Origin of the sequence: uncultured Aquimarina sp., from assembly GCF_947500065.1 — a bacterium.
In the GTDB taxonomy this organism is placed as follows: Bacteria; Bacteroidota; Bacteroidia; order Flavobacteriales; family Flavobacteriaceae; genus Aquimarina.
Genome location: NZ_CANMQT010000005.1, coordinates 84,520 through 109,787, shown reverse-complemented (window position 1 = coordinate 109,787; position 25,268 = coordinate 84,520). Strand labels below are relative to the sequence as shown.

General features: G+C 32.9%; 18 protein-coding genes. 9 read left to right on the top strand and 9 right to left on the bottom strand.

Translation table 11 applies throughout. The annotated features are described in order from the left end of the window. Window positions 1–411: 411 nt before the first annotated feature. The 3 genes from Q0975_RS15940 to mnmE all read right to left on the bottom strand — a co-directional run bounded on the left by Q0975_RS15940 (window position 412) and on the right by mnmE (window position 4,381). Window positions 412–1,557 (bottom strand): histidinol-phosphate transaminase, encoded by a 1,146-nt coding sequence (locus tag Q0975_RS15940; protein ID WP_299438437.1) that lies wholly within the window; start codon window positions 1,555–1,557, stop codon window positions 412–414. Between the two features lie 86 nt (window positions 1,558–1,643). Next, window positions 1,644–2,669 (bottom strand): helix-turn-helix domain-containing protein, encoded by a 1,026-nt coding sequence (locus tag Q0975_RS15935; protein ID WP_299438435.1) that lies wholly within the window; start codon window positions 2,667–2,669, stop codon window positions 1,644–1,646. Window positions 2,670–2,989: 320 nt separating this feature from the next. Next, a complete protein-coding gene (mnmE, locus tag Q0975_RS15930; RefSeq protein WP_299438433.1) occupies window positions 2,990–4,381 on the bottom strand; it encodes a tRNA uridine-5-carboxymethylaminomethyl(34) synthesis GTPase MnmE in 1,392 nt (463 codons plus the stop codon). Between the two features lie 292 nt (window positions 4,382–4,673). On the opposite strand from mnmE, the gene Q0975_RS15925 reads away from it, so the two are divergent. Both Q0975_RS15925 and Q0975_RS15920 read left to right on the top strand, forming a co-directional pair. After that, on the top strand, window positions 4,674–7,100 hold the full coding sequence (locus Q0975_RS15925) for a T9SS type A sorting domain-containing protein (protein ID WP_299438431.1): 2,427 nt from the start codon (window positions 4,674–4,676) through the stop codon (window positions 7,098–7,100). Between the two features lie 202 nt (window positions 7,101–7,302). Continuing rightward, window positions 7,303–7,641: a DUF4870 domain-containing protein gene (locus Q0975_RS15920; protein ID WP_299438429.1), complete on the top strand. Its 339-nt coding sequence runs from the start codon at window positions 7,303–7,305 to the stop codon at window positions 7,639–7,641. A gap of 65 nt (window positions 7,642–7,706) precedes the next feature. Here Q0975_RS15920 and amt read toward each other — a convergent pair whose 3' ends face one another. Next, on the bottom strand, window positions 7,707–8,960 hold the full coding sequence (amt, locus tag Q0975_RS15915; protein WP_299438427.1) for an ammonium transporter: 1,254 nt from the start codon (window positions 8,958–8,960) through the stop codon (window positions 7,707–7,709). A 61-nt stretch (window positions 8,961–9,021) separates the two neighbouring features. Then, the gene (locus Q0975_RS15910) at window positions 9,022–9,360 is read right to left on the bottom strand and encodes a P-II family nitrogen regulator (RefSeq protein WP_299438425.1); all 339 of its coding nucleotides are present in this window, start codon (window positions 9,358–9,360) and stop codon (window positions 9,022–9,024) included. Window positions 9,361–9,796: 436 nt separating this feature from the next. Between Q0975_RS15910 and gltB the strand changes: the two genes are divergently transcribed. Then, window positions 9,797–14,296, top strand: coding sequence for a glutamate synthase large subunit (gltB, locus tag Q0975_RS15905; protein WP_299438423.1), 4,500 nt, complete (start codon window positions 9,797–9,799; stop codon window positions 14,294–14,296). Window positions 14,297–14,308: 12 nt separating this feature from the next. After that, entirely contained in the window at window positions 14,309–15,772 is a 1,464-nt protein-coding gene (locus tag Q0975_RS15900) for a glutamate synthase subunit beta (protein ID WP_299438421.1), read from the top strand. Between the two features lie 85 nt (window positions 15,773–15,857). Here Q0975_RS15900 and Q0975_RS15895 read toward each other — a convergent pair whose 3' ends face one another. Next, window positions 15,858–17,840, bottom strand: coding sequence for a GEVED domain-containing protein (locus Q0975_RS15895; RefSeq protein ID WP_299438419.1), 1,983 nt, complete (start codon window positions 17,838–17,840; stop codon window positions 15,858–15,860). Between the two features lie 192 nt (window positions 17,841–18,032). On the opposite strand from Q0975_RS15895, the gene Q0975_RS15890 reads away from it, so the two are divergent. Next, window positions 18,033–18,857 (top strand): hypothetical protein, encoded by an 825-nt coding sequence (locus Q0975_RS15890; protein ID WP_299438417.1) that lies wholly within the window; start codon window positions 18,033–18,035, stop codon window positions 18,855–18,857. 106 nt (window positions 18,858–18,963) lie between these two features. Here the strand turns inward: Q0975_RS15890 and Q0975_RS15885 are convergent, their stop codons facing one another. Together Q0975_RS15885 and Q0975_RS15880 are read right to left on the bottom strand one after the other, a co-directional pair. Then, on the bottom strand, window positions 18,964–19,698 hold the full coding sequence (locus Q0975_RS15885; protein ID WP_299438415.1) for a LytTR family DNA-binding domain-containing protein: 735 nt from the start codon (window positions 19,696–19,698) through the stop codon (window positions 18,964–18,966). A 10-nt stretch (window positions 19,699–19,708) separates the two neighbouring features. After that, window positions 19,709–20,869 carry a histidine kinase gene (locus Q0975_RS15880; protein ID WP_299438414.1) on the bottom strand — a complete coding sequence of 387 codons (1,161 nt, stop codon included), beginning with the start codon at window positions 20,867–20,869 and terminating at the stop codon, window positions 19,709–19,711. 244 nt (window positions 20,870–21,113) lie between these two features. Between Q0975_RS15880 and Q0975_RS15875 the strand changes: the two genes are divergently transcribed. The 4 genes from Q0975_RS15875 (at window position 21,114) to Q0975_RS15860 (ending at window position 24,360) form a co-directional block, all read left to right on the top strand. Beyond that, the gene (locus tag Q0975_RS15875; RefSeq protein ID WP_299438412.1) at window positions 21,114–22,055 is read left to right on the top strand and encodes a nuclear transport factor 2 family protein; all 942 of its coding nucleotides are present in this window, start codon (window positions 21,114–21,116) and stop codon (window positions 22,053–22,055) included. 21 nt (window positions 22,056–22,076) lie between these two features. After that, the gene (locus Q0975_RS15870; RefSeq protein WP_299438410.1) at window positions 22,077–22,910 is read left to right on the top strand and encodes a hypothetical protein; all 834 of its coding nucleotides are present in this window, start codon (window positions 22,077–22,079) and stop codon (window positions 22,908–22,910) included. Between the two features lie 8 nt (window positions 22,911–22,918). After that, complete coding sequence (locus tag Q0975_RS15865) at window positions 22,919–23,386, top strand: hypothetical protein (protein WP_299438408.1); 468 nt, start codon at window positions 22,919–22,921, stop codon at window positions 23,384–23,386. Window positions 23,387–23,448: 62 nt separating this feature from the next. Next, complete coding sequence (locus tag Q0975_RS15860) at window positions 23,449–24,360, top strand: hypothetical protein (RefSeq protein WP_299438406.1); 912 nt, start codon at window positions 23,449–23,451, stop codon at window positions 24,358–24,360. 55 nt (window positions 24,361–24,415) lie between these two features. Here the strand turns inward: Q0975_RS15860 and Q0975_RS15855 are convergent, their stop codons facing one another. Continuing rightward, window positions 24,416–25,147 carry a hypothetical protein gene (locus tag Q0975_RS15855; RefSeq protein WP_299438404.1) on the bottom strand — a complete coding sequence of 244 codons (732 nt, stop codon included), beginning with the start codon at window positions 25,145–25,147 and terminating at the stop codon, window positions 24,416–24,418. Between the last annotated feature and the right edge of the window lie 121 nt (window positions 25,148–25,268).

Genomic DNA, 25,268 nt, shown 5'->3' with positions numbered 1-25,268 from the left:
TGAATTGAAGTGATACTACTTTTCATATTGTAGGTTAAAATGAAATAGAAAAGTTTTAACCAAATTTAGACTATGGAATTGACAATAGGTATTAAAATAGAGCACTCTATTGTTCATTTTATAAAACGCAAAGAATAATAAGGCAATAATTGTAAAGTCATTTCATAGAAATATTACATTTTAATGCAGAATTAAGGTTCTATTACATTATTTTTCTATACAATATGTAGCAAACCCTTGTAAATAAAAGAAGTAAGGGAGTTGGAGGTACTAGATCTTATTTTCTTTTAATGTGATGTTATTTGGGTCTGAGGTATAAAAAAAAGACTTTGAGATATTTTGAATTATTAGAAATATTGAAAGCAAGTATATTGGATATTACTTAAAAAAAAATAGAAAGGAAAGAAATGGTCATAGCCATTTCTTTCCTTTCATTTTATCAAACAAAAAACCGATGTCATCCTCGGACCCCATAGTTACTCGTGCCCAATTCGATTTTGTTGGCCAACCACCGGCAAGTAAAATTTTATTCTTCAGCATAAGCTCTTTGTAAGCTTTAAAGTTTTTAACATCAAAGTATATGAAGTTAGCTTCACTGCGAATATAATTAAGACCAAGTTTATCAAGTTCATTGTAAAATGCATTTCGTATTTTGATATTGTTATTCTTTGATGTTTCCAAAAAGGCATCATCTTTTAGGGAAATAATTGCGGATGCAACACTAAGTGAATTAGGCATATTACCAGGAAATCCTAAGGTAAATTTGTCCTCCATTTCAGCTATAAGCGATTCTGGTCCTAACATAAAACCAATTCGTAAACCTGCTAAACCGTATATCTTAGAGAAAGTACGAGTAACGAGAACATTTTTTCCTTCTGCAATAAGAGGTGCCATAGATTTATTTCGCCAGGAATCCATAAAATGAATATATGCTTCATCAACAAGTACAGTAGTCTTATCGGATACAAGCCTGCAAAATGATTTTAACCTCTCAGTCTCTATAGCAGTTCCTGTTGGGTTATTAGGATTACAGAGCGTTAAAAGACTCGTTTTAGAACTAATTTTGGATTCCATTTCTGTCAAATTCATTCTGAAATCTGAATCTACTTCTACAGGTGTGACATTAGCTCCAAGCTTTCTGGCAAAAAGTCCAATTACGTCAAATGTTGGACTGGGAACAATTATTTGTTCTCCTTTACTTCCGAAATGAGTTGCTGTCCATATTAAAGGTTCAAAAGATCCATGACCGAGTAGCACATTTTCGGGTTTCAACCCCTCTTGCTTTGCTATCAATTGTTTTAAGGCTTTAGCATCGTATTCATAGAAAGTTGAGTATCGATTGCTACGAAATATTACTTGCTTAATTATATTTTCTACATTTTTGCTTGGACCGAGATGATTCTCATTGTAAAGTAATCTTCTTACAGTACTTTTATTATTATGTTCTCTATAATAATCTTCATTAATTTCGGAAAAAGCATTCAAAGGAAATAGACTTAAAGTAGCAGAGGCTGCCAAAGAATTTTTTAACCATTGTCTTCTGTTAGTTGTATCCATAATTTTAAAGTTTATCTAAATCAACTAAAAATTTGGCATACTATCTATCGGATTCACGAATCCAATAGAGATTTAATATTTAAATATTAAGAAACTATTCGAGGACTATTTTTTAATCGATATTCAGATGGAGTACATTTTGTAAATAACTTGAATGCTACATTAAAAGAAGACAGGCTATTGAAACCTGAATCTAATGCAATAGCTAAAATTTTTGTATCTGGATGACTAGAGCTAAGGAGTTCTTTAGCTTTTTTAATTCTATATTCATTTATAAAATTTGAAAAATTCTTGTTGGCATGTCTATTTATTATCATAGAAATATCTCTAGGAGATAAATTAAGTCTGGAAGATAAAGACACTAATTTTAAATTAGGATCTAAATACAGATGATCTTCCATTATTAATTTTTTTATTTGACTTAGATGGGCTTCACCATCTTCTATAGTAATAGTAGTGTTAAGATATTTTTCTTTATCGTTTTTGTCAAATATTCCTTTTCTATCGTAAGCTAAAAATAGCGTTATAAACATTAGAATTGAGAATGCTACTACACCAGCAGAATAGACAGGGATTAACTTAATAAATATCAATGTGTAGACTATCCATACTAGGCAAAGGGCCAAAACCAATAAAATATACCATTCTCTCACTTTTTTGTTAACTGTAATTTGTCTTTTCTGAGAAATAAATAGACTTGCGATTACATAAGAAAATGAATGCATTAAGATGAAACTATAACTCAATTTCCAAAAACTGCTATTAATATCATTAGGGATATAATCACAAAAAATTACGTAAATGGATCCAGGAATAAAGTGAAATATTACCGATTTCAATTGAATTTTCGGTTTTGTGAAGAGTGAATATCCGTAGAGATATAATAAAGGACCTACTGCTAAATTGGCTGCTAGACCAAGATTCTTAATAAAAACAGGAAGCTCCACATAATTATAAAAAACGGATTTGGTAATCCTTAAAGTTAGCATGATAAGTAATACTCCTAATAGGGTATTCTGGATTTTTTTCATTCTAAGTAAAAAAATCCCAAAGAATAAACTTATTCCGAGTCCAATGCCACTTATGATTGCTATTAATAATTTGGTCATCATATTTTTCGAAAGCTATACTTAAAGATAAACTTACCAGACCATAAAATCGAATTTCATTGTTATTTTTGCGTTTTGTTAAGATAACTGTAAAAACAATTTACTTCTTATTTTGAAATTTTTGTTAACTATTGCAGCTAGGCAAAGTATATCCGAATGATAACTTTTTTCTATATATAACAGCTGTGATAACAAGATGTTTATGCTATTAAAATTACTTAGGTTGAAAATGCTATAGATTAGTATATTTATTCTATTTCTAATTTACTTCATAAAAGAAGAACAAAAGAAAAGAAAAAAGATATACGATATTTAAGGGGAATTTACTTCCCAATACAGAAATTAGCAAAAATATTACCTAGTAAATCATCGGATGTTATTTCACCTGTGATTTCACCAAAATGATATAGTGCCTGACGAATATCAATGGCCATCAAATCTCCAGATAAACCGCTATCAATACCATATTGTACTTTTTGGATTTCTTCTAATGCTTTCAATAAAGCATCATAATGACGAGAATTAGTCACTATCGTTTCATTATTACGTAAGGCTCCTGTATTAACAAATTCCAAGAGTTTATTTTGCAATTCTTCTACACCGATATTTTGTTTAGCAGATAATAGATGGATGTTTTCAATTTCAGAAGTTAATGAAGAAACCTGAGATTCATCAAGCTTATCTACTTTGTTGGCTACAACAATCAACGGTTTTTGAGGATATTGATTTTTTATCTTACCAATTTCAATTTTTAATTGTTTCAAGCTATCAGGAGTCAATGCAGAACTATCAATCAGATAAATAACCACCTGAGCTTGTTCAATTTTTTCAAATGTTTTTTTGATCCCAATACTTTCAACCACATCTTTAGTATCCCTAATACCTGCAGTATCAATAAAACGAAAACCAATACCTCCAATGTTAATTTCATCTTCGATAGTATCACGAGTAGTTCCTGCAATGTCAGAAACAATAGCTCGTTCTTCATTCAATAAAGCATTTAGCAAAGTAGATTTACCAACATTAGGTTCTCCCACAATAGCAACAGGAATACCGTTTTTAATAACATTTCCTACTGCAAAAGAATCAATCAATCGCTTTAGGACTTTAGTGATTCGAGAAATTAAATCCTGAAATTGAGTTCTATTGGCAAATTCCACATCTTCCTCTGCAAAATCAAGTTCTAATTCTATGAGAGATGCAAAATTGAGAAGTTCATCTCGTAATTTTTTAATTTCATTACTAAAACCACCTCGCATTTGTTGCATAGCAATCTGATGTGAAGCTTCAGAATCAGAGGCAATAAGATCTGCCACAGCTTCTGCCTGAGATAGGTCTAATTTTCCGTTGATAAAGGCTCTTAGTGTAAACTCACCAGCATTAGCAATTCTACATCCGCTGCGCAGTAATAGTTGAATAATTTCTTGTTGGATGTAGCTAGATCCATGGCAAGATATTTCGACTGTTGGTTCGCCAGTGTATGAGTTAGTTCCTTTAAAAAGTGATACCAGTACTTCATCTAATACACGTTCACCATCAATGATATGACCAAGATGGATTGTATGACTTTTTTGTTTTTCCAGATTCTTTGCTTTAATCGAACGAAATAAAGGGGCACATATGCTGATGGCATCCTTTCCAGAAACTCTTATGACAGCTATAGCACCAGCACCAGCAGGAGTAGCCAAAGCAACTATCGTATCTTGTGAAATCATACTTTTAATAATGAAAGTGCAAAAATAGACATTATATAAGTTTGCTTTTTAATTTAGACTTCAAACTTTTTTGTAAACAATGTTTTCTTCCTTACTTTTAACCTTGGGTAAGAAAACTTCAATAATTCTAAGTAGTAGAAAACTACTGAAGAATAAAAGGAAATAGTTGAAAATTTGTTCAATTGTATTATTGAATAGATTTTATAAGGAATATTCGTTTAAGGCTTAACTAACCTTTAATGATCGATTTAGTAACTAAATTTAATTTCTATATACTAAAACTTTTATTCTCATGAATTTTCACAACACGAACTCAATTAATAACAGAATGCTGTTATTTAAACACAGGATTATTGCGGCTGTCTGTGCAGTATTTATGCTATTTCCTTTTATTAATTATGCACAAACGCAGAATTTAGCAAGACACGAAACTTCTTACAATCTAACACTAAAGTCAGGTGATGCTATTAGTAAGAATGGCATTAATGTAGTTACTGAAGAAATATCAGAAACAGGAGCAACTTGGTTACGTTTGTTTTTTAAGGATGTAAACCTAGGTAGTAATAGTACCGTAACTATTACTTCAAAATTAGATGGAGCGACTCAAACTTTGAATTCCAAAACGATACAAGATTGGAATAATTCTAGTGCTTACTTTAACGGAGATGCAGTTACAGTTACGCTAAACGTAGCTTCAAATGATACATCTGTTGGAATCAATATTACAGAATTAAGTGTTGGGGAACTTGATCCTACTATAAAATCACAATGTGGTTCTAACGATGATAGGGTTGATTCTGCTGATGATGCAATAGGTAGAATAGTTCCTATTGGTTGTACAGGCTGGATCATTACTAATGGTAAATTGGTTACTGCTGGACACTGCGTTGGTAGTAGAGCCGAGGTAATCGAATTTAATGTTCCTAAATCAAATCCAGATAGAACTATTGTTCATCCAGGTCCAGAAGATCAGTACCCAATAGGGAATTTTGTTTCTCCGTATCCTGGTAACGCAAGTCAGGCTAATGACTGGGCAGTTTTTGAAGGTTTTGCTAACTCTCAAACAGGTTTAACACCAATTCAAGGACAAGGAGCGTCATATAACGTAGTGCAGGATGCACCTGGAGCTAATATTACTATAACTGGTTTCGGAACTGATACGGGAATTGATAACCAAACGCAACAAATCCATACAGGACCACTTAGTTCTACGACGAATACTTTTGTTAGGTATAGAACAGACACAACAGGAGGAAATTCTGGAAGTCCAATTATTGATACTGCAACGGGAAATGCTGTTGGGGTTCACGCTTATGGAGGTTGTTCGGGATCTGGAGGGTCTAACTCAGGTGAAAGAGCTACAATACCTGCTTTTTGGGATGCAATGGGATTAGGAACACCACCACCGCCACCAACTGAAGAATGTTCAGGAAATGTGTCTTCTTTTCCATATAACGAAAGTTTTGAAGGATCTATAGGAGCTTGGTCACAGTCATCTAGTGATGATATCAATTGGACAGTGAATTCTGGAGGTACACCTTCTAACGGAACAGGACCTAGCGGAGCAATTGATGGTAATTCATATATTTATGTAGAAGCATCTGGTAACGGAACCGGATATCCTAACAAACAAGCAATTTTAAATGCACCTTGTTTAGATTTTGGAGGTGTATCATCTCCAACTCTTAATTTCCAGTATCATATGACTGGAAATGCTGTTGGGACCTTAAATGTAGAGGCTAGAACTAATAATACTGGTAATTGGAGTAGTGTATTTAGTAGATCAGGAGCTCAAGGTACCGATTGGAATGCTGCAAGTGTAGATCTTTCTGCTTATGCTGGGAATGGAAGTGTGCAATTACGATTAAATGTTGTAACCGGCACTAGCTGGCAAGGAGATATTAATATTGATGGTCTTAGTATCACAAATGGTACAACGCCACCACCACCTGTATGCGATACATTGGATTTTAATGATTTTGCAATCAATGGTTTTTCTAATCAAGATTCTGCAGGTAATTTCTCTATTGTAAATGGAGGATCTGGAATATCCATGCAAAATAATACTTGGAAGTTTATAGCGCTTAATTATAATGTAACACCAAGTACAGTTATTGAATTTGATTTTAGCAGTACTAGTCAAGGAGAAATTCATGGAGTTGGGTTTGAAGATGACAATACGTTAACTTCTAATCGATACTTTAAAGTGCACGGTTCTCAGAACTATGGCGTTACTAATTTTGATAATTATTCTAGTGGAACTACAACTTATGTTATTCCTGTAGGTAATTTTTATACCGGTTCTATGGATAGATTAGTGTTTATTAATGATAATGACGCTGGTAGTAGTAACAACTCGATTTTCTCTAATGTAAAAATTTATGAAGGATCTTGTGGGCAATCTGCTAGCGCAGAAAGTGTAATTGCTAGTTTGGAGTCTGCAGAGGCAATATTAGGAGATGAGCCAGAAGGTGTTTTTTCTGGTGTAAAAATAGCGCCTAACCCTGCAACAAATAACTTTTCTATATACCTTGATCAGTATGCTAAAAATGCTAAAGCTACAGTATTCTCTATTTTAGGTAAAAAACACGCTGAAATTAAATTACAACCAGGAGAAAATACTATTTCTGCTAAGAATTTATCATTAGGGCAAGGTATTTATTTAGTCCGAATAGAGAGTGGTGAGAAATCATTTACTCAGAAACTGATACTTAATTAATAATAACAAATAATAGATATAGATATTAAATTTAGTTTTAAAAGCATTCTAAGGATTCTCTTAGAATGCTTTTATTTTTTAGTGATTTATTATTTTTTATTGTAACATTTTGCAAATAATTTCGTCATATATATAAAGAGTGCTAATTTTATTAGCAATCCTTTGAGTAATCATCAATCATCAATCAAAAAACCAAGAAATTATGAGACAAGACAGATCATTATTAGTTATTACCCACTTATCACAGTTATTAGACTTAGTAACTGGTTTTGGTGGGTTTATCGTTCCATTAATACTATGGTTAACGCAAAGAGAGCAAGTTTTAGCAATGGATAATCACGGAAAATCAATTATGAATTTTCAAATAAGTATGTTTATCTATGCGATAGTATGTATCCCATTAATATTATTATTTGGATTAGGAGTTTTAGGATTAATTGTTATAGCTATATTATGCTTAGTATTCCCTATAATTAATGCAATCAAAGCTAGTAATGGCGAAGAACCATCGTATCCATTATCAATGGAGATTATAAAATAATCAATAAAAAAAAAGGGCGATTATAAATCGCCCTTTTATATATATATCAAGAATTAAATTTAATTCTAGTGTTGGTTAAGTCTAAAATCTGGATATGCATCCATTCCATGCTCATGACTATCAAGACCATCAATTTCTTCTTTTTCAGAGACTCTAATTCCTATAGTTTTCTTCAATGTAAAAATAATTATGAATGAGGTTAGCACACAGAATCCACCAGCGGCTAATACTCCAACTCCTTGTACTAAGAATTGATCAAAACCAGCTTTAGCTCCAAAGATACCTACAGCTAGTGTTCCCCAGATACCGCAGATTAAATGTACTGCAATAGCTCCTACAGGATCGTCTAGTTTCAATTTGTCAATTAGTGCTACACCAAATACAATAATAGCTCCAGCAATAGCTCCGATTAATACTGCATCTGTAGGGGTCATCTGATCCGCACCTGCAGTAATACCTACTAATCCTCCAAGAATACCATTTAAGAACATTGTTAAATCATAATTCTTATATAATAATGTAGAAACTAAGAATGCAACAACTCCACCAGCTGCAGCAGCAAGAGATGTAGTTACTAAAGTAAGAGATGTACCAGCAGCATCTGCAGAAAGTACAGAACCACCATTAAAACCAAACCATCCTAACCAAAGAATTAATACTCCAGCAGCGGCTAATGGTATATTGTGACCGGGAATTGCCTGAGGTTTACCTTCAGAACTGAATTTACCAATTCTAGACCCTAATAGCCATACAGCTACTAATGCAGCCCATCCTCCTACAGAGTGTACTAAGGTAGAACCTGCAAAATCATAAAAACCTTCAGCTTCACCAATCTGGAACGATGATAAAAATCCACCTCCCCATTGCCAAGAACCTACAATTGGATATACTACTCCTACATATATGATCGTAAAAATCATAAATGCTCCAATCTTAATTCTTTCTGCAACCGCTCCAGAAACAATAGTAGCAGCTGTAGCGGCAAACATTCCCTGGAATAAGAAATCTGTCCAGTATGTATACCCTTCATTATATGTTAAGTCCAAAGCTCCTTCAACAACAGGGGAGCTTAACCCAAAACCTGCAAACCCTAAGAATCCTGCAGCACCTTCTTCAAATCCTGGGTACATTAAATTGAACCCTACCAAACAGTATAGTAATAAACCTACACATATGATAAAGACGTTTTTGAAAAGAATATTAATTGTGTTTTTTTGACGAGTTAATCCAATTTCTAAAAAAGAGAAACCTAAGTGCATGAAAAATACTAGTGCAGTACACACCATCATCCATACATTGTTTATAGTTAACATTTCCATTATATAATTGACTATTAAAAGTTATTTTTTGTTTTCAGTTGGTAATTTGTGCTAGTGGTGGTTAGGATAGCGTAGAACCTCCTTTTTCGGAAGTACGAATTCTATAAGCTTCTTTAATGTCAGATACGAAAACTTTTCCGTCTCCAACTTCACCGGTTTTTCCCGCATCCAGAATTGCAGAGATAGCAGCTTCCTCGAATTCATCATTTACAACGATCGATAAAAAACGTCTCTGTATATCTGTTGTACTGTAAGAAATTCCACGATATACGTGTCCTTTTTGCTCATTACCTACACCAGTAACATCCCAATAAGAAAAGAATGTTATGCCTTTATCGTGTAAAGCCTCTTTTACAACACGATATTTCGATCTCCTGATGATTGCTTCTATTTTCTTCATAAAGACTAAAAAGTTAAAATTAATGTTAAATCTGTGTCAAAAATATGTGAATTACTTTTTAACCTCCAAATTTTGAAGGGTAATCGTGTTATTTTTATGATTTTAAAATATTTACCCCCTAAAAAATTAGGGGTGTATATTTTTATCACAAATAAATGAGGATTTCGCAGTTAGGTGTTTTTGTTTTTTTACGAAAACGTTTTCATAGATGTTGTCAAGGATAAAATTGTTGTTATCCCTTATGTTATTTGAGTTTTTTGGCTAAAATCACGTTATTAAATTCGTAATTAGAAGTCATTATTTTAGGATTATACTACTTAAATAGTACTTTTTTTATCGAGCTCAGAAAAGTGATGTTCGATAGGCTGTTTTTCTTTTCCCTTCCTTAAGGTTTTGTTAATTTCAACAACTTGAAACACTTTAGATCGGAAAAAATATGAAGAAACAAGGAATGTATCTACCGGAATTTGAACACGACGCATGTGGAGCCGGATTTATTTGTAGCTTGGAAGGGAAAAAGTCTAATGATATTATTCATAAAGCACTTGAAATTCTTGAAAAATTAGAACATCGTGGAGCAGTAAGCTCTGATGGTAAGACAGGGGATGGAGCAGGAATACTTATAGATATCCCGCATGATTTTTTTGTAGAGAACTGTACTTTTGATTTACCCGAAGCAGGAGAATATGCGGTAAGTAATGTATTCTTACCAAAAAAGGAAAATCAAAGACAGTATTGTATTGATACTTTTGAAAGAAATATTATCGATCAGGGACTTGTTCTTTTAGGATGGAGAGATGTTCCAGTGGATACGGTTCATTTAGGTGACATTGCCGCAACTACAGAACCTTTTATAAAACAAATATTTATAGGTAAGAATAGTGTAGAGCAAAGTTATTTTGACTTTAATCTAAAATTATTTACTGCCCGCAAAGTTACAGAGCATACCATATATAGTTCTAAATTATCCGAAAGCAAGTTTTTCTATTTACCAAGTTTATCTACAAAGACACTTATATTTAAAGGACTCCTAATGCCAGAAGATATTAAGTTGTACTATACAGATCTTATGGATCCTAAGGTAGTAACCAGGTTAGCATTGGTACATCAACGTTTTTCTACTAATACGTTTCCTACTTGGGATTTAGCACAACCTTTTAGGTACATGTGCCATAATGGTGAGATCAATACATTAAGAGGTAATGTTACTAGAATGCGTTCTAGAGAGGAATTATTAGAAAGTAATTGGTTTGGAGAAGATATTAAAAAAGTACTACCTGTAGTACTAAAAGGAAAATCAGATTCTGCATCTATGGATATGGTGGTAGAATTATTGTTAATGACTGGTAGATCTTTACCAGAAGTTATGATGATGATGGTTCCTGAAGCCTGGGAAAAGAATCCTGAAATGTCTGAAGCCAAGAAAGCATTCTATGAATATAACTCTTGTGCTATGGAACCTTGGGATGGTCCTGCGTCAATTCCTTTTACCGATGGTAATTATATAGGAGCTGTGTTAGATAGAAATGGATTAAGACCTTCTCGTTATACAGTAACAAAGGATGGATATGTAATTATGTCTTCTGAAACTGGAGTTGTTGATATTGAACCAAGTAATTTGGAGTTTCATGGTAGGTTAGAACCAGGAAAAATGTTCTTGGTTGATATGAGCGAAGGAAGAATTATCAATGATGAAGAAATTAAAGAGGAGATAGCAGCTAAACATCCGTATAGAGAATGGATAGACAATAATTTAGTGCATCTAAAGGATATTCCTTATAACGATTGCCCTTTGTTTTTAGGAGAAGAAACAATTGATAAACGTAAAGAAGTATTTGGGTATACCCAGGAAGATATAGATACAATCATCGTACCTATGAGTCAGTTGGCAAAGGAACCAATTGGTTCTATGGGATCAGATACGCCAATTGCTGTGCTGTCTGAGAGATCTCAATTAATCTATAATTATTTTAAACAATTATTTGCACAAGTTACAAACCCTCCTTTAGATGGAATTCGAGAGGAATTAATTACAGATATCAGCCTTACTTTAGGAGCAGATCATAATATTTTTGATATTAATGAGAAGCACTGTAATAAATTAAAAATTCAAAACCCTGTTATTTCAAAAGAGGATTTGGATAAAATAAAAACATATGCAGATAAAGGTTTTAAGGTTACTTCTGTTTCTATGTTATATAATATCAATAGAGGACTTAATGGATTAGAAGATGCTTTGGAAGACACTTTAAACAAAGTTTCAGAAGCAATTGATGAAGGAAGTAATATTATTATTCTTTCCGATAGAAATGTAAGTAAGCACAGAGCTCCGATTCCAGCATTATTAGCGTGTTCTTTTGTCAACAGTGGATTGCAGAAACTAGGAAAACGATCTCAAGTAAGTATTATTATAGAATCAGCAGAACCAAGAGAAGTACATCATTTTGCATTATTATTCGGATATGGAGCAAGTGCCATTAATCCATATATGGTAAATGAGATTATAAAAGAACAAATTGAAGATGAGAATATTACAGACTTAGAAGCATTAGAGGCTGTAAATAATTATAATAAGGCTGTTGGTAAAGGAGTTCTTAAGGTAATGAATAAAATAGGAATCTCTACTTTGAATTCATACCGTAGCTCTCAACTTTTCGAATGTATTGGTATTAATACCAAGGTAGTGGATAAGTATTTTCCTAACACAGCAACTCGTATTCAAGGTATTGGCTTGTATGAAATAGAAAAAGAGATAGGAAAACGTCATAAAAGAGCCTATATAGAAAGAGAAGTGGATGCGACATTAGATCTCGAAATAGGAGGTCAATATAGATGGAGACGTAATGGAGAGAAGCATCAGTTTAATCCTTTATCGGTAGCTAAACTTCAGAAATCTGTACGGGATAATGATCCTAAGACGTATAAGGAATATGCGAATTTGATCAATGAACAGTCTAAAAATCTAATGACAATACGTGGATTATTAGAATTTTCTAATTACGATCCAATTCCTTTAGATGAGGTAGAACCTTGGACAGAAATAGTAAAACGTTTCAAAACAGGAGCGATGTCTTACGGATCTATTAGTAAGGAAGCTCACGAGAATCTTGCTATAGCGATGAACCGTATTGGAGGGAAGAGTAACTCTGGAGAAGGAGGAGAGAATCCATTGCGTTTTTATAAAGATGTAAATGGTGACTGGAAAAACAGTGCAATTAAGCAAGTAGCTTCTGGTCGATTTGGAGTTTCTTCAAATTATTTGACAAATGCTGCCGAGATACAGATTAAAATGGCGCAAGGAGCAAAACCTGGAGAAGGAGGACAATTACCAGGGCCTAAAGTAAATCCGGAAATAGCCAAGACTCGTAATTCTACTCCATATGTAGGATTGATTTCACCACCTCCACATCATGATATTTATTCTATTGAAGATTTATCTCAGTTAATTTATGATCTAAAATCGGCCAATAGAAGCGCAAGAATAAATGTAAAATTAGTATCAGAAGTAGGAGTGGGAACAGTTGCTGCAGGTGTAGCCAAAGCAAAGGCAGATGTTGTATTAATTTCTGGATTTGATGGAGGAACAGGAGCATCTCCATTAACTTCATTAAAGCATGCTGGTTTGCCTTGGGAATTAGGAATTGCTGAAGCGCAACAAACTTTAGTAGGTAATAACCTTAGAAGTAGAATTGTCTTAGAATGTGATGGACAGCTGAAAACAGGTAGAGATGTAGCAGTAGCCTGTTTACTGGGAGCAGAAGAATTTGGTTTTGCTACAGCTCCTTTAGTAGCATCGGGATGTGTGATGATGCGTGTATGTCACTTAAACACCTGTCCGGTTGGTATTGCAACTCAGAATCCTGAATTACGTAAGAAGTTCAAAGGAAAACCAGAACATGTAGTAAATTATATGTATTTCGTAGCTCAGGAATTAAGAGAGATTATGGCACAACTTGGTTTCCGTTCGATAAACGAAATGGTTGGACAAGTGGATAAGTTAGATCGCAAACAGGCTATTGAGCATTATAAAACAGCTGGTGTGGATCTTTCTCCAATATTGCATAAGGTAGAATCACCAGAAGGAGTAGCCGTATATAATTCAGAAACACAAGATCATGGTCTAGGAAAATCCATAGACTTTGAGATCATAGAACAAGCGCATCAAGCATTATTTAGAAAGGAAAAAACAACCTTAGATTTTGATATTACGAACACAGATAGAGCGGTTGGTGCAATTCTTAGTAATGAAATTTCTAAAATATATGGAGCGCAAGGTTTACCAGAAAGTACATTAAAATTGAATTTTACCGGAGCTGCTGGTCAAAGTTTTGGAGCTTTTGCAACAAAGGGATTAACGATGGTAGTAAATGGAAATACCAATGATTATCTAGGTAAAGGATTATCCGGAGCTAAGTTAATCATTAAAGTGCCAGACGAAGCTACTTTGGTGCCGGAAGAGAATGTGATTACTGGTAATGTTACTTTATACGGAGCAACTGATGGAGAAGTATTTATCAATGGTAAAGCAGGAGAACGTTTCTGTGTTCGTAACTCTGGAGCTAAAGCTGTTGTAGAAGGTATCGGAGATCACGGATGTGAATATATGACAGGAGGAGTTGCTGTGATTCTTGGAGAAGTAGGAAGAAACTTTGGAGCAGGTATGTCTGGTGGAATCGCTTATATCTATGATGATAAAAAGACATTCGAAGCGCATTGTAACAAAGAATCGCTAAACTTAGATCCTGTCGAAATATCTGAAGATGTAATCGAGTTAAAAGGTTTAATAGAATCACATTATAACGCTACTCTAAGTCCGTTAGCACAAAGAATTCTGGAGAATTGGGAACAGGAATTACCAAAGTTCATCAAGATCTTCCCAGAAGAGTATAAGCAGGCCTTAAAACGATTAGAAGAAGAAAAATTAGCACAAGCATAAACGATATTGAACATGGGAAAGATAACTGGATTTTTAGAATTTGAAAGAGAGATTGAACAGTACCAGCCTGTTAAAGATCGTATAAAAGGGTATAAAGAGTTTACCGTTCCAATGGAAGAAAGTAAACTAAAAAGTCAAGGAGCAAGATGCATGGATTGTGGTATTCCATTTTGTCATAGTGGATGTCCTCTAGGAAACCTGATTCCTGATTTTAATGATGCTGTGTATAGAGGAAAATGGGATAAAGCAAGCCGAATTTTACATTCGACAAATAACTTCCCTGAATTTACAGGACGATTGTGTCCTGCACCTTGCGAAGAAGCTTGTGTACTCGGGATCAATGAAGATCCTGTAACCATAGAGAATATAGAAAAAAATATAGTAGAAGAAGCTTTTAAAAATGGATGGATCAAAGCTAATCCTCCAAAAGAACGAACAGGAAAGACAGTTGCTGTTATAGGATCGGGACCTGCTGGTTTGGCAACTGCCCAGCAATTGAATCGTGCAGGACATCTGGTTACAGTTTTTGAAAGAGATGAAAAAGTAGGAGGGTTGTTACGTTATGGTATTCCTGATTTCAAAATGGAAAAAAATGTAATTGATCGTAGAATTGAAGTTCTTGAAGAAGAAGGAATTGTTTTTAAAACAAATACTCATATAGGAAAAGATATTACTGCGGATGCATTAAAAGAAGATTTTGATGCAGTGGTATTATGCACCGGAGCCACGGTTCGTCGTAATTTACCAGTAAAAGGATCTGATCTTCATGGAGTGGTACAGGCAATGGATTTTCTAAAACAGAATAACAAACGTGTCGATGGAATTACAGAATTAGGAGAAGAGATATTAGCTACCAAAAAAGATGTAATTGTAATTGGAGGAGGAGATACCGGATCTGATTGTATTGGAACTTCGATTCGTCATGGAGCAACATCCGTTACTAATTTCGAAATTATGGGTAAGGGAACATTAGAGCGACCTGCTAATCAACCTTGGCCATTCTGGCCAATGAGATTACGTACAAGTTCTTCTCATCAAGAAGGAGCAAAGCGTAATTGGAGTATTTCAACTAAAGAGTTTTTAGGAGATACCGAAGGCAACCTTAAAGGATTAATAACCTCTGAAGTAGAGTGGGTAAAAGAAAATGGACGTTTTACATTAAAAGAAATTCCAGGAACCGAAAAAGAATGGAAATGTGAACTTGCTTTATTGGCTATGGGATTCACTGGATCAGAACCAACAATTGCTGAGCAATTAGGTGTTAATATGGATCTAAGAACAAATATCGAAGCGACTGAAGATAACTACGCAACTAATGTAAAAGGTGTTTTTGCTGCTGGTGATACTCGTAGAGGACAATCATTAATTGTTTGGGCCATTGCAGAAGGTAGACAAGCTGCTTATCATATAGATACCTATTTAATGGGAAGCTCTAATTTACCACTTAAAGGAGAAGGAGATTTGCCAAGAGTTTAATTTACTATAAGTGTTACATAGAAAAGGCTGTTAATCACTTGTGATTAACAGCCTTTTTAACAATTAATTTAAATTTGGCGAATAATTATCTCTTCAAGAATTTCTTGATAATCGTTTGATTATCAGTATTAAATTGAACCATATATAATCCGCTTTCTAGCGTTTGAATATTTATTTTATTAGAATTGCTTAAGGTTCCTTTTTTAACAACTTGCCCTATCATATTTGTGATTGAATATGTAATCTCATTAATGCTATTTAATGATACGTTAAGGGTGTTTCCTTTGGATGGATTTGGATATATACGAACGTCAAAGTTATTTAGTTCTTTTGTAATTCTTGCGGATCCACAAGGTCCCAAATTAGTCCATCCTCCATTAGCTCTCCTTTCGTATAAAGAATTTTGATAAACTACTTTATCACCAGCAACATATGTAGCAGAGCTATCATAAGCAGCAACTCCAGCGCATCTATCACCTCCTGTTGAGCAAGGAGTACAAGATGAACCACCGCAATCTATTCCTGTTTCATCGCCATTCTGAATACCATCTGAGCAGGTTGGTGTTGGCGGATTTCCAGTTTGTATATTTACGGTATAATCTTCTACCTCACCATCACCTATGTTTCCACAAGGATCTGGAGCTGCGTTATATTTCATAGATACTCTCAAACGTGTAGTTCCTAATGTTACTGAAGTCGGAGGTGTTATTGTTCCATTTACAGTAGTATTAGAAGCTGTACCAGCATCGAATGCTAATTCGCCTGAATCGCTAAAATCACCATCTTGATTATAATCAATCCATATTCTAAAGTATTCATCATAAGCAGTTCCTGAGTGCCCTGGAGTTAAAGTAATAGCATTGCTTTGACCTCTTGTAAGTGTTATAGTCTGAGCAGTAAAATCCGAATATGTTTGTGCTCCTGAAGTATTATTTAAACCACCAGCTTGTACTCCAGCAATCCATTCATATTGCACTCTGTTTCCTGATGAATCACAGTATTGATTTCCTGTTTGACAAGGTGTACAAGATGAACCTCCACAATCTATTCCTGTTTCATCTCCATTTTGAATACCATCATCACAAGTTGGTTGTGTTACGGCTCCGCACTTATCCGAAAGAGCTAAACTTGATCTAACACCTCCTGAGAGTAGTACTGATCTCATTCTATTTTTTTGACCTTGAGTAAATAAGTTCATACAAGAGTCATCACTATAATCCATGTAATTTTGTACCATATCCAATGATCCACAAGAATTATGAGTAGTATTACAACCTGTATTAGAAGCATCAGATTCTGGTGTATCACTTACAAAATCATCCACTCCGCAACCACCATCGCCCCATATATGACGAAGATTTAGGAAATGACCTATTTCATGTGTTGTTGTACGTCCTAAGTTAAAAGGTGCTGTAGCTGTACCTATTTTACCAAAATATTTATACCCCATAACTACACCATCTGTTGCAGCATTACCTCCAGGAAATTGTGCAAAACCTAAAAGATTATTAAAACCAGGTGCAGAAAGTTTTGGACATACCCACATATTTAGATATTGTGTAGTATCCCAAGGATTAACCCCTCCAGAAGATAATTTCTTCATGTCGTTATTGGCACCTGATCCCCAATCTTCTCGGGTAACTTGTTTTCTGGTAATTCCGTTTGTACTATTTCCATTAGGATCTATGGTAGCTAAACAAAATTCGATTTGTGTATCTGATGCTTGTGACCAGACATTATTTGCATCACTATTTGTACGTCTAAAATCCTCATTTAAAACTTCAATTTGTGATTGTATTTGAGCATCGCTAATATTCTCTGTTGCGTTTCTATAAAGTATATGTATCACAACAGGGATGGTGATGATATCTCCCTGAATACTTTTAGATGTTTCTAGTTCTTTTACCTTTTCTTGAGTAAAAGCTTCAATTTTTGCCATGCGTTCTGATAGGCCTTTGTCGAGTTTCATCCTATTTTCTAAATCTTCCATAACAGCACAGTTTCTGTCTTGTGTAAATGCTGTTACCGAAAAAAGAATACAAAATAGTAGTGTAAGTGTATTTTTCATAATACTAAATAAGTTTGTAAGTAGTTAGCTTATATTTAATAATTGGTCAATAATATTGATTAATTACTAACTATTTAACTATTTCATAGTTAATCTATCAATTAGGTATATTTTGTATTATGATCTGCTAATATGGTATTGATTGCACCTTAAATTATTAGGTAATTTTCCAATAACTTAAAAACTAACATTATGTTACAACACAAATTCAAACTCATTTTAGTTTTGGTAACTGTCTTATTATCTTTTAGTTGCCAAAATGAAGATTTAAATCAAGAAGATTTATATCAAGAAGAGCAGGCATTGTCTAAAGAAGCAAAATCCACTTTAGATTTCTTAGTAGAACAGGGGTATTCTTCTGAAAACCTGACACCAGATTTTGAACAAAAATCGTTTATCTATGGTGATGATATGGCATTTCCTTTTGAACTTAAGGGTAATCTGGATAAAAACCGACCTACCGATGCAAAAAACCAATGGTATCGTATAGGTAATGGAGTTTATTATAGTAATTCAAGAGATATTACTTATTACATTGAAAGAAACTTTCCAAGACAGTTTGAATACGAATTTTCTTGGGCTGCTTATCATTGGAGCCGTATAAGTCCTAATATTAATATAAGGAGGACTTATACCAGATCACAGGCAGATATACTTGTTGGTGCTTGGTATCAGACTAATACTAATGCTTGGGCACGAGCTGCATTACCAGATGGTAGAGGAAATGTAGGTTCATGGTTAAATATAAATACGGCTAAGGATCACGAAGGTTCTTCTGGAGAGTCTACTATGGCTCTGTTAATACATGAATTAGGCCATAACCTTGGTTATTTGCATTCAGATCAAACTGAAGGAGAATTGATACCAGGTACAAGAGGTGCATCATATCATAGAGCTAATAACTGTGGTTCTGTCATGAAAAGTAGTGTATATGTATGCAACTGGAGATTAAGTTCAACACCTGGTTGGTCTAGTGATGATAGAAGAGCAATCAATTGGGGCTATCGATTGTATTAATTCTTCTGATGTTATAAAATGCTAATAATATCAAAGACGTATTAAAAACTGCTAATCAAATGTGATTAGCAGTTTTTTTATTTTCAGAGGAAACTTGAGAAAAACATTATTTCTTCAATATTCTATCATTTACTATCTTCTCCATAATGGATCCTCTATAATTCCTGCCTAACGGAATATAATGAGAGCCAATTGTAATTCCTTCTTTTTCAATTGCTTCTATTTTGTGAATACAAACAATAAACGATTTATGGACTTGCATGAAAATATCAGAATCAAGTTGTTTTACTACTTCTTTTAAAGGAATTAATGAGAGATGTTTTTTTCCATCGGTAGTATGAAACGCTACATAGTTTTGCATAGCTTTAATAAACAGAATGTTATCAAAACGAATTTTTTTATAAGAACTATCACATTTGATAAAGATATGATCAGGGTTCGGATTTTCCTTGTTTTTAGTTATGTCGGTCTTATTTTGTATCAAAAGATATTGTTCTTTTACTTTACAAACTGCTTTAAAAAAACGGGTAAATGTAACAGGCTTTAATAGATAATCCATAACATCCAAATCAAACCCCTCTAATGCATAGTTAGGAAAAGCAGTAGTAATGATTACCATTGGTTTGGTTTTCATAGATTTCAAAAACTCTATTCCATTCATTCTGGGCATTTGTATGTCAAGAAAAAGAAGATCAGCTTCATGTGAACTCTTTATCTTGGTAATTTCTAAAGGATTATTACAAGACCCTTGTAGTTCTAAAAAGTCTACCTCATTGATATAATTAGAAATACATTCTCTTGCCAAAGGCTCATCGTCTATTACAATACATTTTAAAATCATGATATTTTTTTTAAGATTGTAATGATGTTATAGGTATAATAGGTTGTTCTGATGTAATGAGAGTAGTACTCAATTGTAGATCAAGTTTTACTTTATAAGTTTCTTTAGTTTTTTTTGTGGACATTTCATACCGATCCTGATATATTAAATCCAATCGTCTCTTTACATTTTTTAATCCTATTCCGCTGTTTTCCAATATAATATTAGAGTTTTGTTGATTATCTGTAATTATCGTATTCTCAACTTCTAGTAAGATATTTTTTTCAAAGAAGTGAAGATGTATAATGATCCAATTCCTTTGATAATCACCTTGAGAACAATGTTTAAAAGCATTTTCTACAAAAGGCATTAAAATAAAAGGCGCTATAGATACATTTCCATAGATGGTATCTTCAATATTTACTGTAACAGAAACGGTGTTATCAAGTCGTAGCTTTCCTAATTCAATAAAATTCTTAAGGTAATTTACTTCTTTATCTAGAGGTATTTTTGCTTCGTTACATTCATAGAGTTGATATCGCATTAGATCTGAAAAATTAGCAAGAGATTCAGAAGCCATGTCTGGGTTTTTATGAATCAATACAAAAATAGAATTGATCGTATTAAATAAGAAGTGCGGATTGAATTGTGATTTTAGAAATTTGAGTTCAGTTTCTGTTTTTTCTTTTTCCAGCAGTAGTTGGCGTTGTTGTGACTTAATCCAGTTTTTTGCCAGTTTAATACTCATAGCTAATGTCATACTCGCTAATGTAGAGGACAACGGGCTTGATTTTAATAATTTGACAAAAGTCTGATCTCCGAATAATTCTGTAAATGAAGAAGGGGATACGTATGCGGTAACAAAATATCCAAAAGTGATGATTATAACTGTAATAAATGTGGTTAGCGCAAAAAGAAATAGATATTCTAGATATTTTCTTTTTTCTAAAAATTTTGGAATCAAGTAATACAAATTGAAATAAACTGCCGCAGCCTGAAAAATGAAATAGAAAAGAAACTTAGTGGTATATGGTGAAAAGAAAATATTATACGCAGCTTCCTTAGCACTGCCAATACCAATTGCCCACCACATATAGTGATACACAAACCAAAATAAGAGGTGGTGTATTTTATAGCGGTATAAACCGATTAGTATTTTAGAATTCTTGATAGTGTCCAATTCTACACGCATGAAACTTAACTTAAAATGTAGTAAAATAAGAAAATAGTTTTTAAACACATACAGAGGCTCTGATTTATTGATGAACGTATTCAAATAATTGACGAAAGTATTTTGATTGAGTTATATAGTGAATTATAGCAGTAAACCTTCAAATTCTGTAGGTTGTCAATAGCTACTAGCGTTTTGTCAATTACAGTTGTTATTGTGTTTGTTTTCAAAATATTTTAGCCGAAATCTTTAAAATTAATATTAGATGAGATACATCAGAAATATCTTTTTTTGCACGTTTTTACTTTTTGTAAATTTTCCTAATGTAATCGCTAAAACAGTACCTATAAATGAAGAAAGTATTAATGATTATATGAATAAGTTCATTATAGATTGTACTAAAGGAATGCTGACAGCTAATCCCGAAATCATAGTTAGTTATTATTCTGAAGATATACGTTTGATGCCTGCTTTTCAAAAAACACTTTTGGGTAAAGAAAATGCATCGATTTATCATAAAGCATTTTTTGAACGATTTAATATTTTGAAATATAAAAGAGAAAACCTAGAAATACTGGATTTGGGATCTCAATTTTCTGTGTTAGGTACTTTTACTATGAAAATTCAATTAAAGAGCACAAAACAGATAAAAGAACTCAAAGGGAAATACATGGATATTTGGGAAAAGGAAGAAGGAAAATTTTCTTTGATTTCTGAGATATGGAATTATAATCATCATACAGACTTTACGGAGCATCTAAAATTTAATAATGTTCCAGGTACTGTATTAGCATATCAAGAACATCTACCTATTAACAATGATATACGTTTTGAATTGGCAGCATTGAATCGATTCATGGAAGAGTTTATATCGCAAGGAGATCATAAATTATGGTCACAATTATATACAAACGATGTCATATCCATGTTTAGTTATAAACCTATGTATCTAGATAAAGAGTCATTAGACACATTTCTGAAATACCACGTTGCAGAACTTCCCATTTTCGAAAAATTAGATATTAGAAACAATCATATTGATGATTTAGGTACTTATATCGTCAATTACGCTAGCCATATAGCCAATTGGCGAAATGATGATTATTCTGGAATAAGTACAGGAAAAGGCATCAAAATATGGAGAAGACAATCTAATGGATCTCTTAAGATTGTTAGACAAATAGCTACATATGATTATAATTATTAACATAACCTATTGAGCCGTATTATGAAACAATCTGTAAAGTTTAAATTACTTTTTTTCAGTATGTTGATTAGTTTAGTTTGCTTTTCTCAGAAGAAAACTACGATTACTTTTCAGGTTTCAACTGATTCTATTCTTAAGCAAGAAGATGCAATACTTAACATTGGTATTCGTGGAAGTATAGCACCTTTAACTTGGGTAAAAGGGGTCAAACTAAAAGATGCAGATGGAGATGGTATATATACTACATCCATCATTTTTGAATTAGAAAAAGATACAAATGTCTATTTTAAATATGTTCTTAACGAAGTAGAATGGGAGCAAGGTGAAGCTAGAAAATTAGAACTAAAACTAGGAAAGAAAAATATTGTAAAGCATTTTTTTAGATATGAAAAGCATAAAGAGAATCCGTTTAAGAAATTTATTGGAGAATGGACATTAAAAAATGATACTTGGCAACAATCGGATGATAACATTGGGATTCAACAACTCAAAATTCCAAATCATTATTCTAAATGTACTGTTATTAACACGAATAACAGCTTATTATGGTTGGTAGATGCAACGAGTGCAAGAGGGCATATACTTTGGGTATATAATCAGGAGAAAAATCAATTACAACAATTATCAAGTTTTTATCCATCCAGAAGTGGAGTAGGAGAAGGAACTATAGAAAATAATGGTAATGCACATATTAAAGTGTTTTTTGAAGGAGAAGCAAAAAACACCTATCGATTATATACATATACGTGGATTTCTGAAAATGAGTATATCTTGAAATCGACACAATATAATAGTAAAGATCAACCAACGGGATCATTTTATGGAGGTACGTTTATACGTTTACCATCTAAATAAAACAGAAAATGAAATGTAAACACTTATTGATTGGAATGATAGTTTTAGTACCATTTATACAATGTAAAAATAATGACAGTACTAAATGTTTTTCTAAAGAACAAGATTATAAAACTATACGGTATATTTTAGAAACATTGGATGATGTTAGTATATCTACTGAAGATAAAATGGATGTATGGGTGGATGATTTAGTGCATATGGCTCCAAATCATACAATAATTACTGACAAAAACTCATTGGTTCAGCATATTGAAAATGAAAAACGTTTTGGTTGTGTGGACATGAAACATGAAATAATCGAGATACATTCTTATGATCGAATAGTTGTAATGCATGGCAAGGTGACTGGATTTTTTTACCCCTTTAACCAGAATATAACAAATAGTTTTAAGACTAAAAATCTATTTGTTTTTCGAAGAATAAAAGATAATTCTTTAAAAATCTGGAAAGTGATTTTTAATATGGATTCTTAAGCAAAATCCAGTTGAATAGGTAATATTGATTAAAAACTAAAGCAGATATAAAAATCAAAACAATGAGAAAATATATAGTTATAACGCTTGCATTATTGCTATCATTAGCGTGTGAAGATTCCAAAAAGAAAAAGCAAGAAGAATCTAAACAGGCAATAACAGTTGAAAATCTTTTACAAGAATACAATCAAAAAATAATTAATGCTACAAAGACAGGATCGTTTGAAGTAATAAGCGATTTATATGATAAAGAGTCTTTGCTAATGACGGATTACAATCCTTTAATAGTAAATAATAACAATATTAAAATATACTATGATACCGTATTCGCTAGACAGAATATTAAAGAATATCATAGGCAAACAATAGATGTTTTAGAATTTACTAACAGAATTATTGAGATAGGGTTATTTACCAAGATTTTTGAAAACTCCCAACAGTTAGAAGGTAAATATTTTAATGTCTGGAAAAAGGATACACATGGAAAAATAAAATTACGTGCAGAATCATTTGGATATTTACGACATATTGATGACCCTACGGTATTCTTAGTTCCAGAAGCTACTACTTCTATCCCCAAAGCCATTACAATACCAAGAGAATTAGAAGCATATATTGTTTTGGGGAAAAATAATGTAATAGATAGAGTTCCGGAGAAAACTGCTGATTCATATACAGATGATACAATGTATTTGCCGTTTGCTGATACTATTAAAACAGGAAAATCTGTTTTGTTAGATCACTATAAAGCATATTATCATAATCCAGCGAAAATAGATTCTCTTGAGTTGATGACGTACGCATATGATAAAGTAGAAAATGGTTACATCAAATACGGTGGATTTTATGTAGATTGGACAGTCCCAGGATTTTCTGGGAGTACTACAGGAAATGGGATTTCATATTGGCGTAGAGAAAAAGATAATTCACTCAGAATACATAGACAAATAGGTTTACATAACTATTTAGAGTAAATGCAGTTTTTTAATGCTAACATCAAATAACTTTCAGAACGATTAGTGTAGTTTTTTATCCTCTAGTGATATTAAAACTATTTTTCGAGCGTTCAATAAATGAATCTCGGATGAACTTAGCTTCTTCATCACTTATAGAATTCTCATACTTTTCTAAGGAATATCCAGTAGTTTTATTGAGCATTTCTTGGTAAAAAATAATAATTTCATTTTTTCTGTCCTTACTTGCTAACCCTACAAAACGAGACATCATAAATTGATCTTCTAATACATAACCTTTCTCTTCTAAAAAAGCTCTTGTTTTAGCGCCTTCTCCGTTTGGGTTTTCCTGAGCTGATTTTTTACTATCATAAAACCAAGTGTTGTAACGATATTTATTCTCTCCGATAAAGTCAGCAGTACTGAAATCATAGTTATAGATCAGATTATTTTCAGCTAAAAAACCTTCAAACTGAACAATAAAAAGCTTGTTTATCGATTTTTTTTCATCCATTGAAGCAAATACATATCGTTCACCAGCCGCTATTGATTTTCCTTGCATATCTTCTGAATATTCATCAGAAGAGGCTATTATTTCGAAATCAAATTTGCCAATAAATTTAAATTCGCTGTTGATGCTAATTTCAACTTCTGGTAATTTGTTAGAGACTAATGTATGGCCTTTAACAAATCTTTTTATCGATTTTTCGGACAAGACTTTTTGGGTATCATTTTTAATTTCTTTCTTTTTAGTTTGACAGCTAAAGATCATTGCTAAAACTAGTAGTATCGTATATAGACGCTTCATTTTAATAAGTTTATAGTATAGGTGTTTTTATGGATCTTTTATATTTGTAAAAAAGCTACTAATTTAATTAAACTAGTAGCTTTTTAGTGATTGATGAATGTACTTAATTTAAGTACTTAGT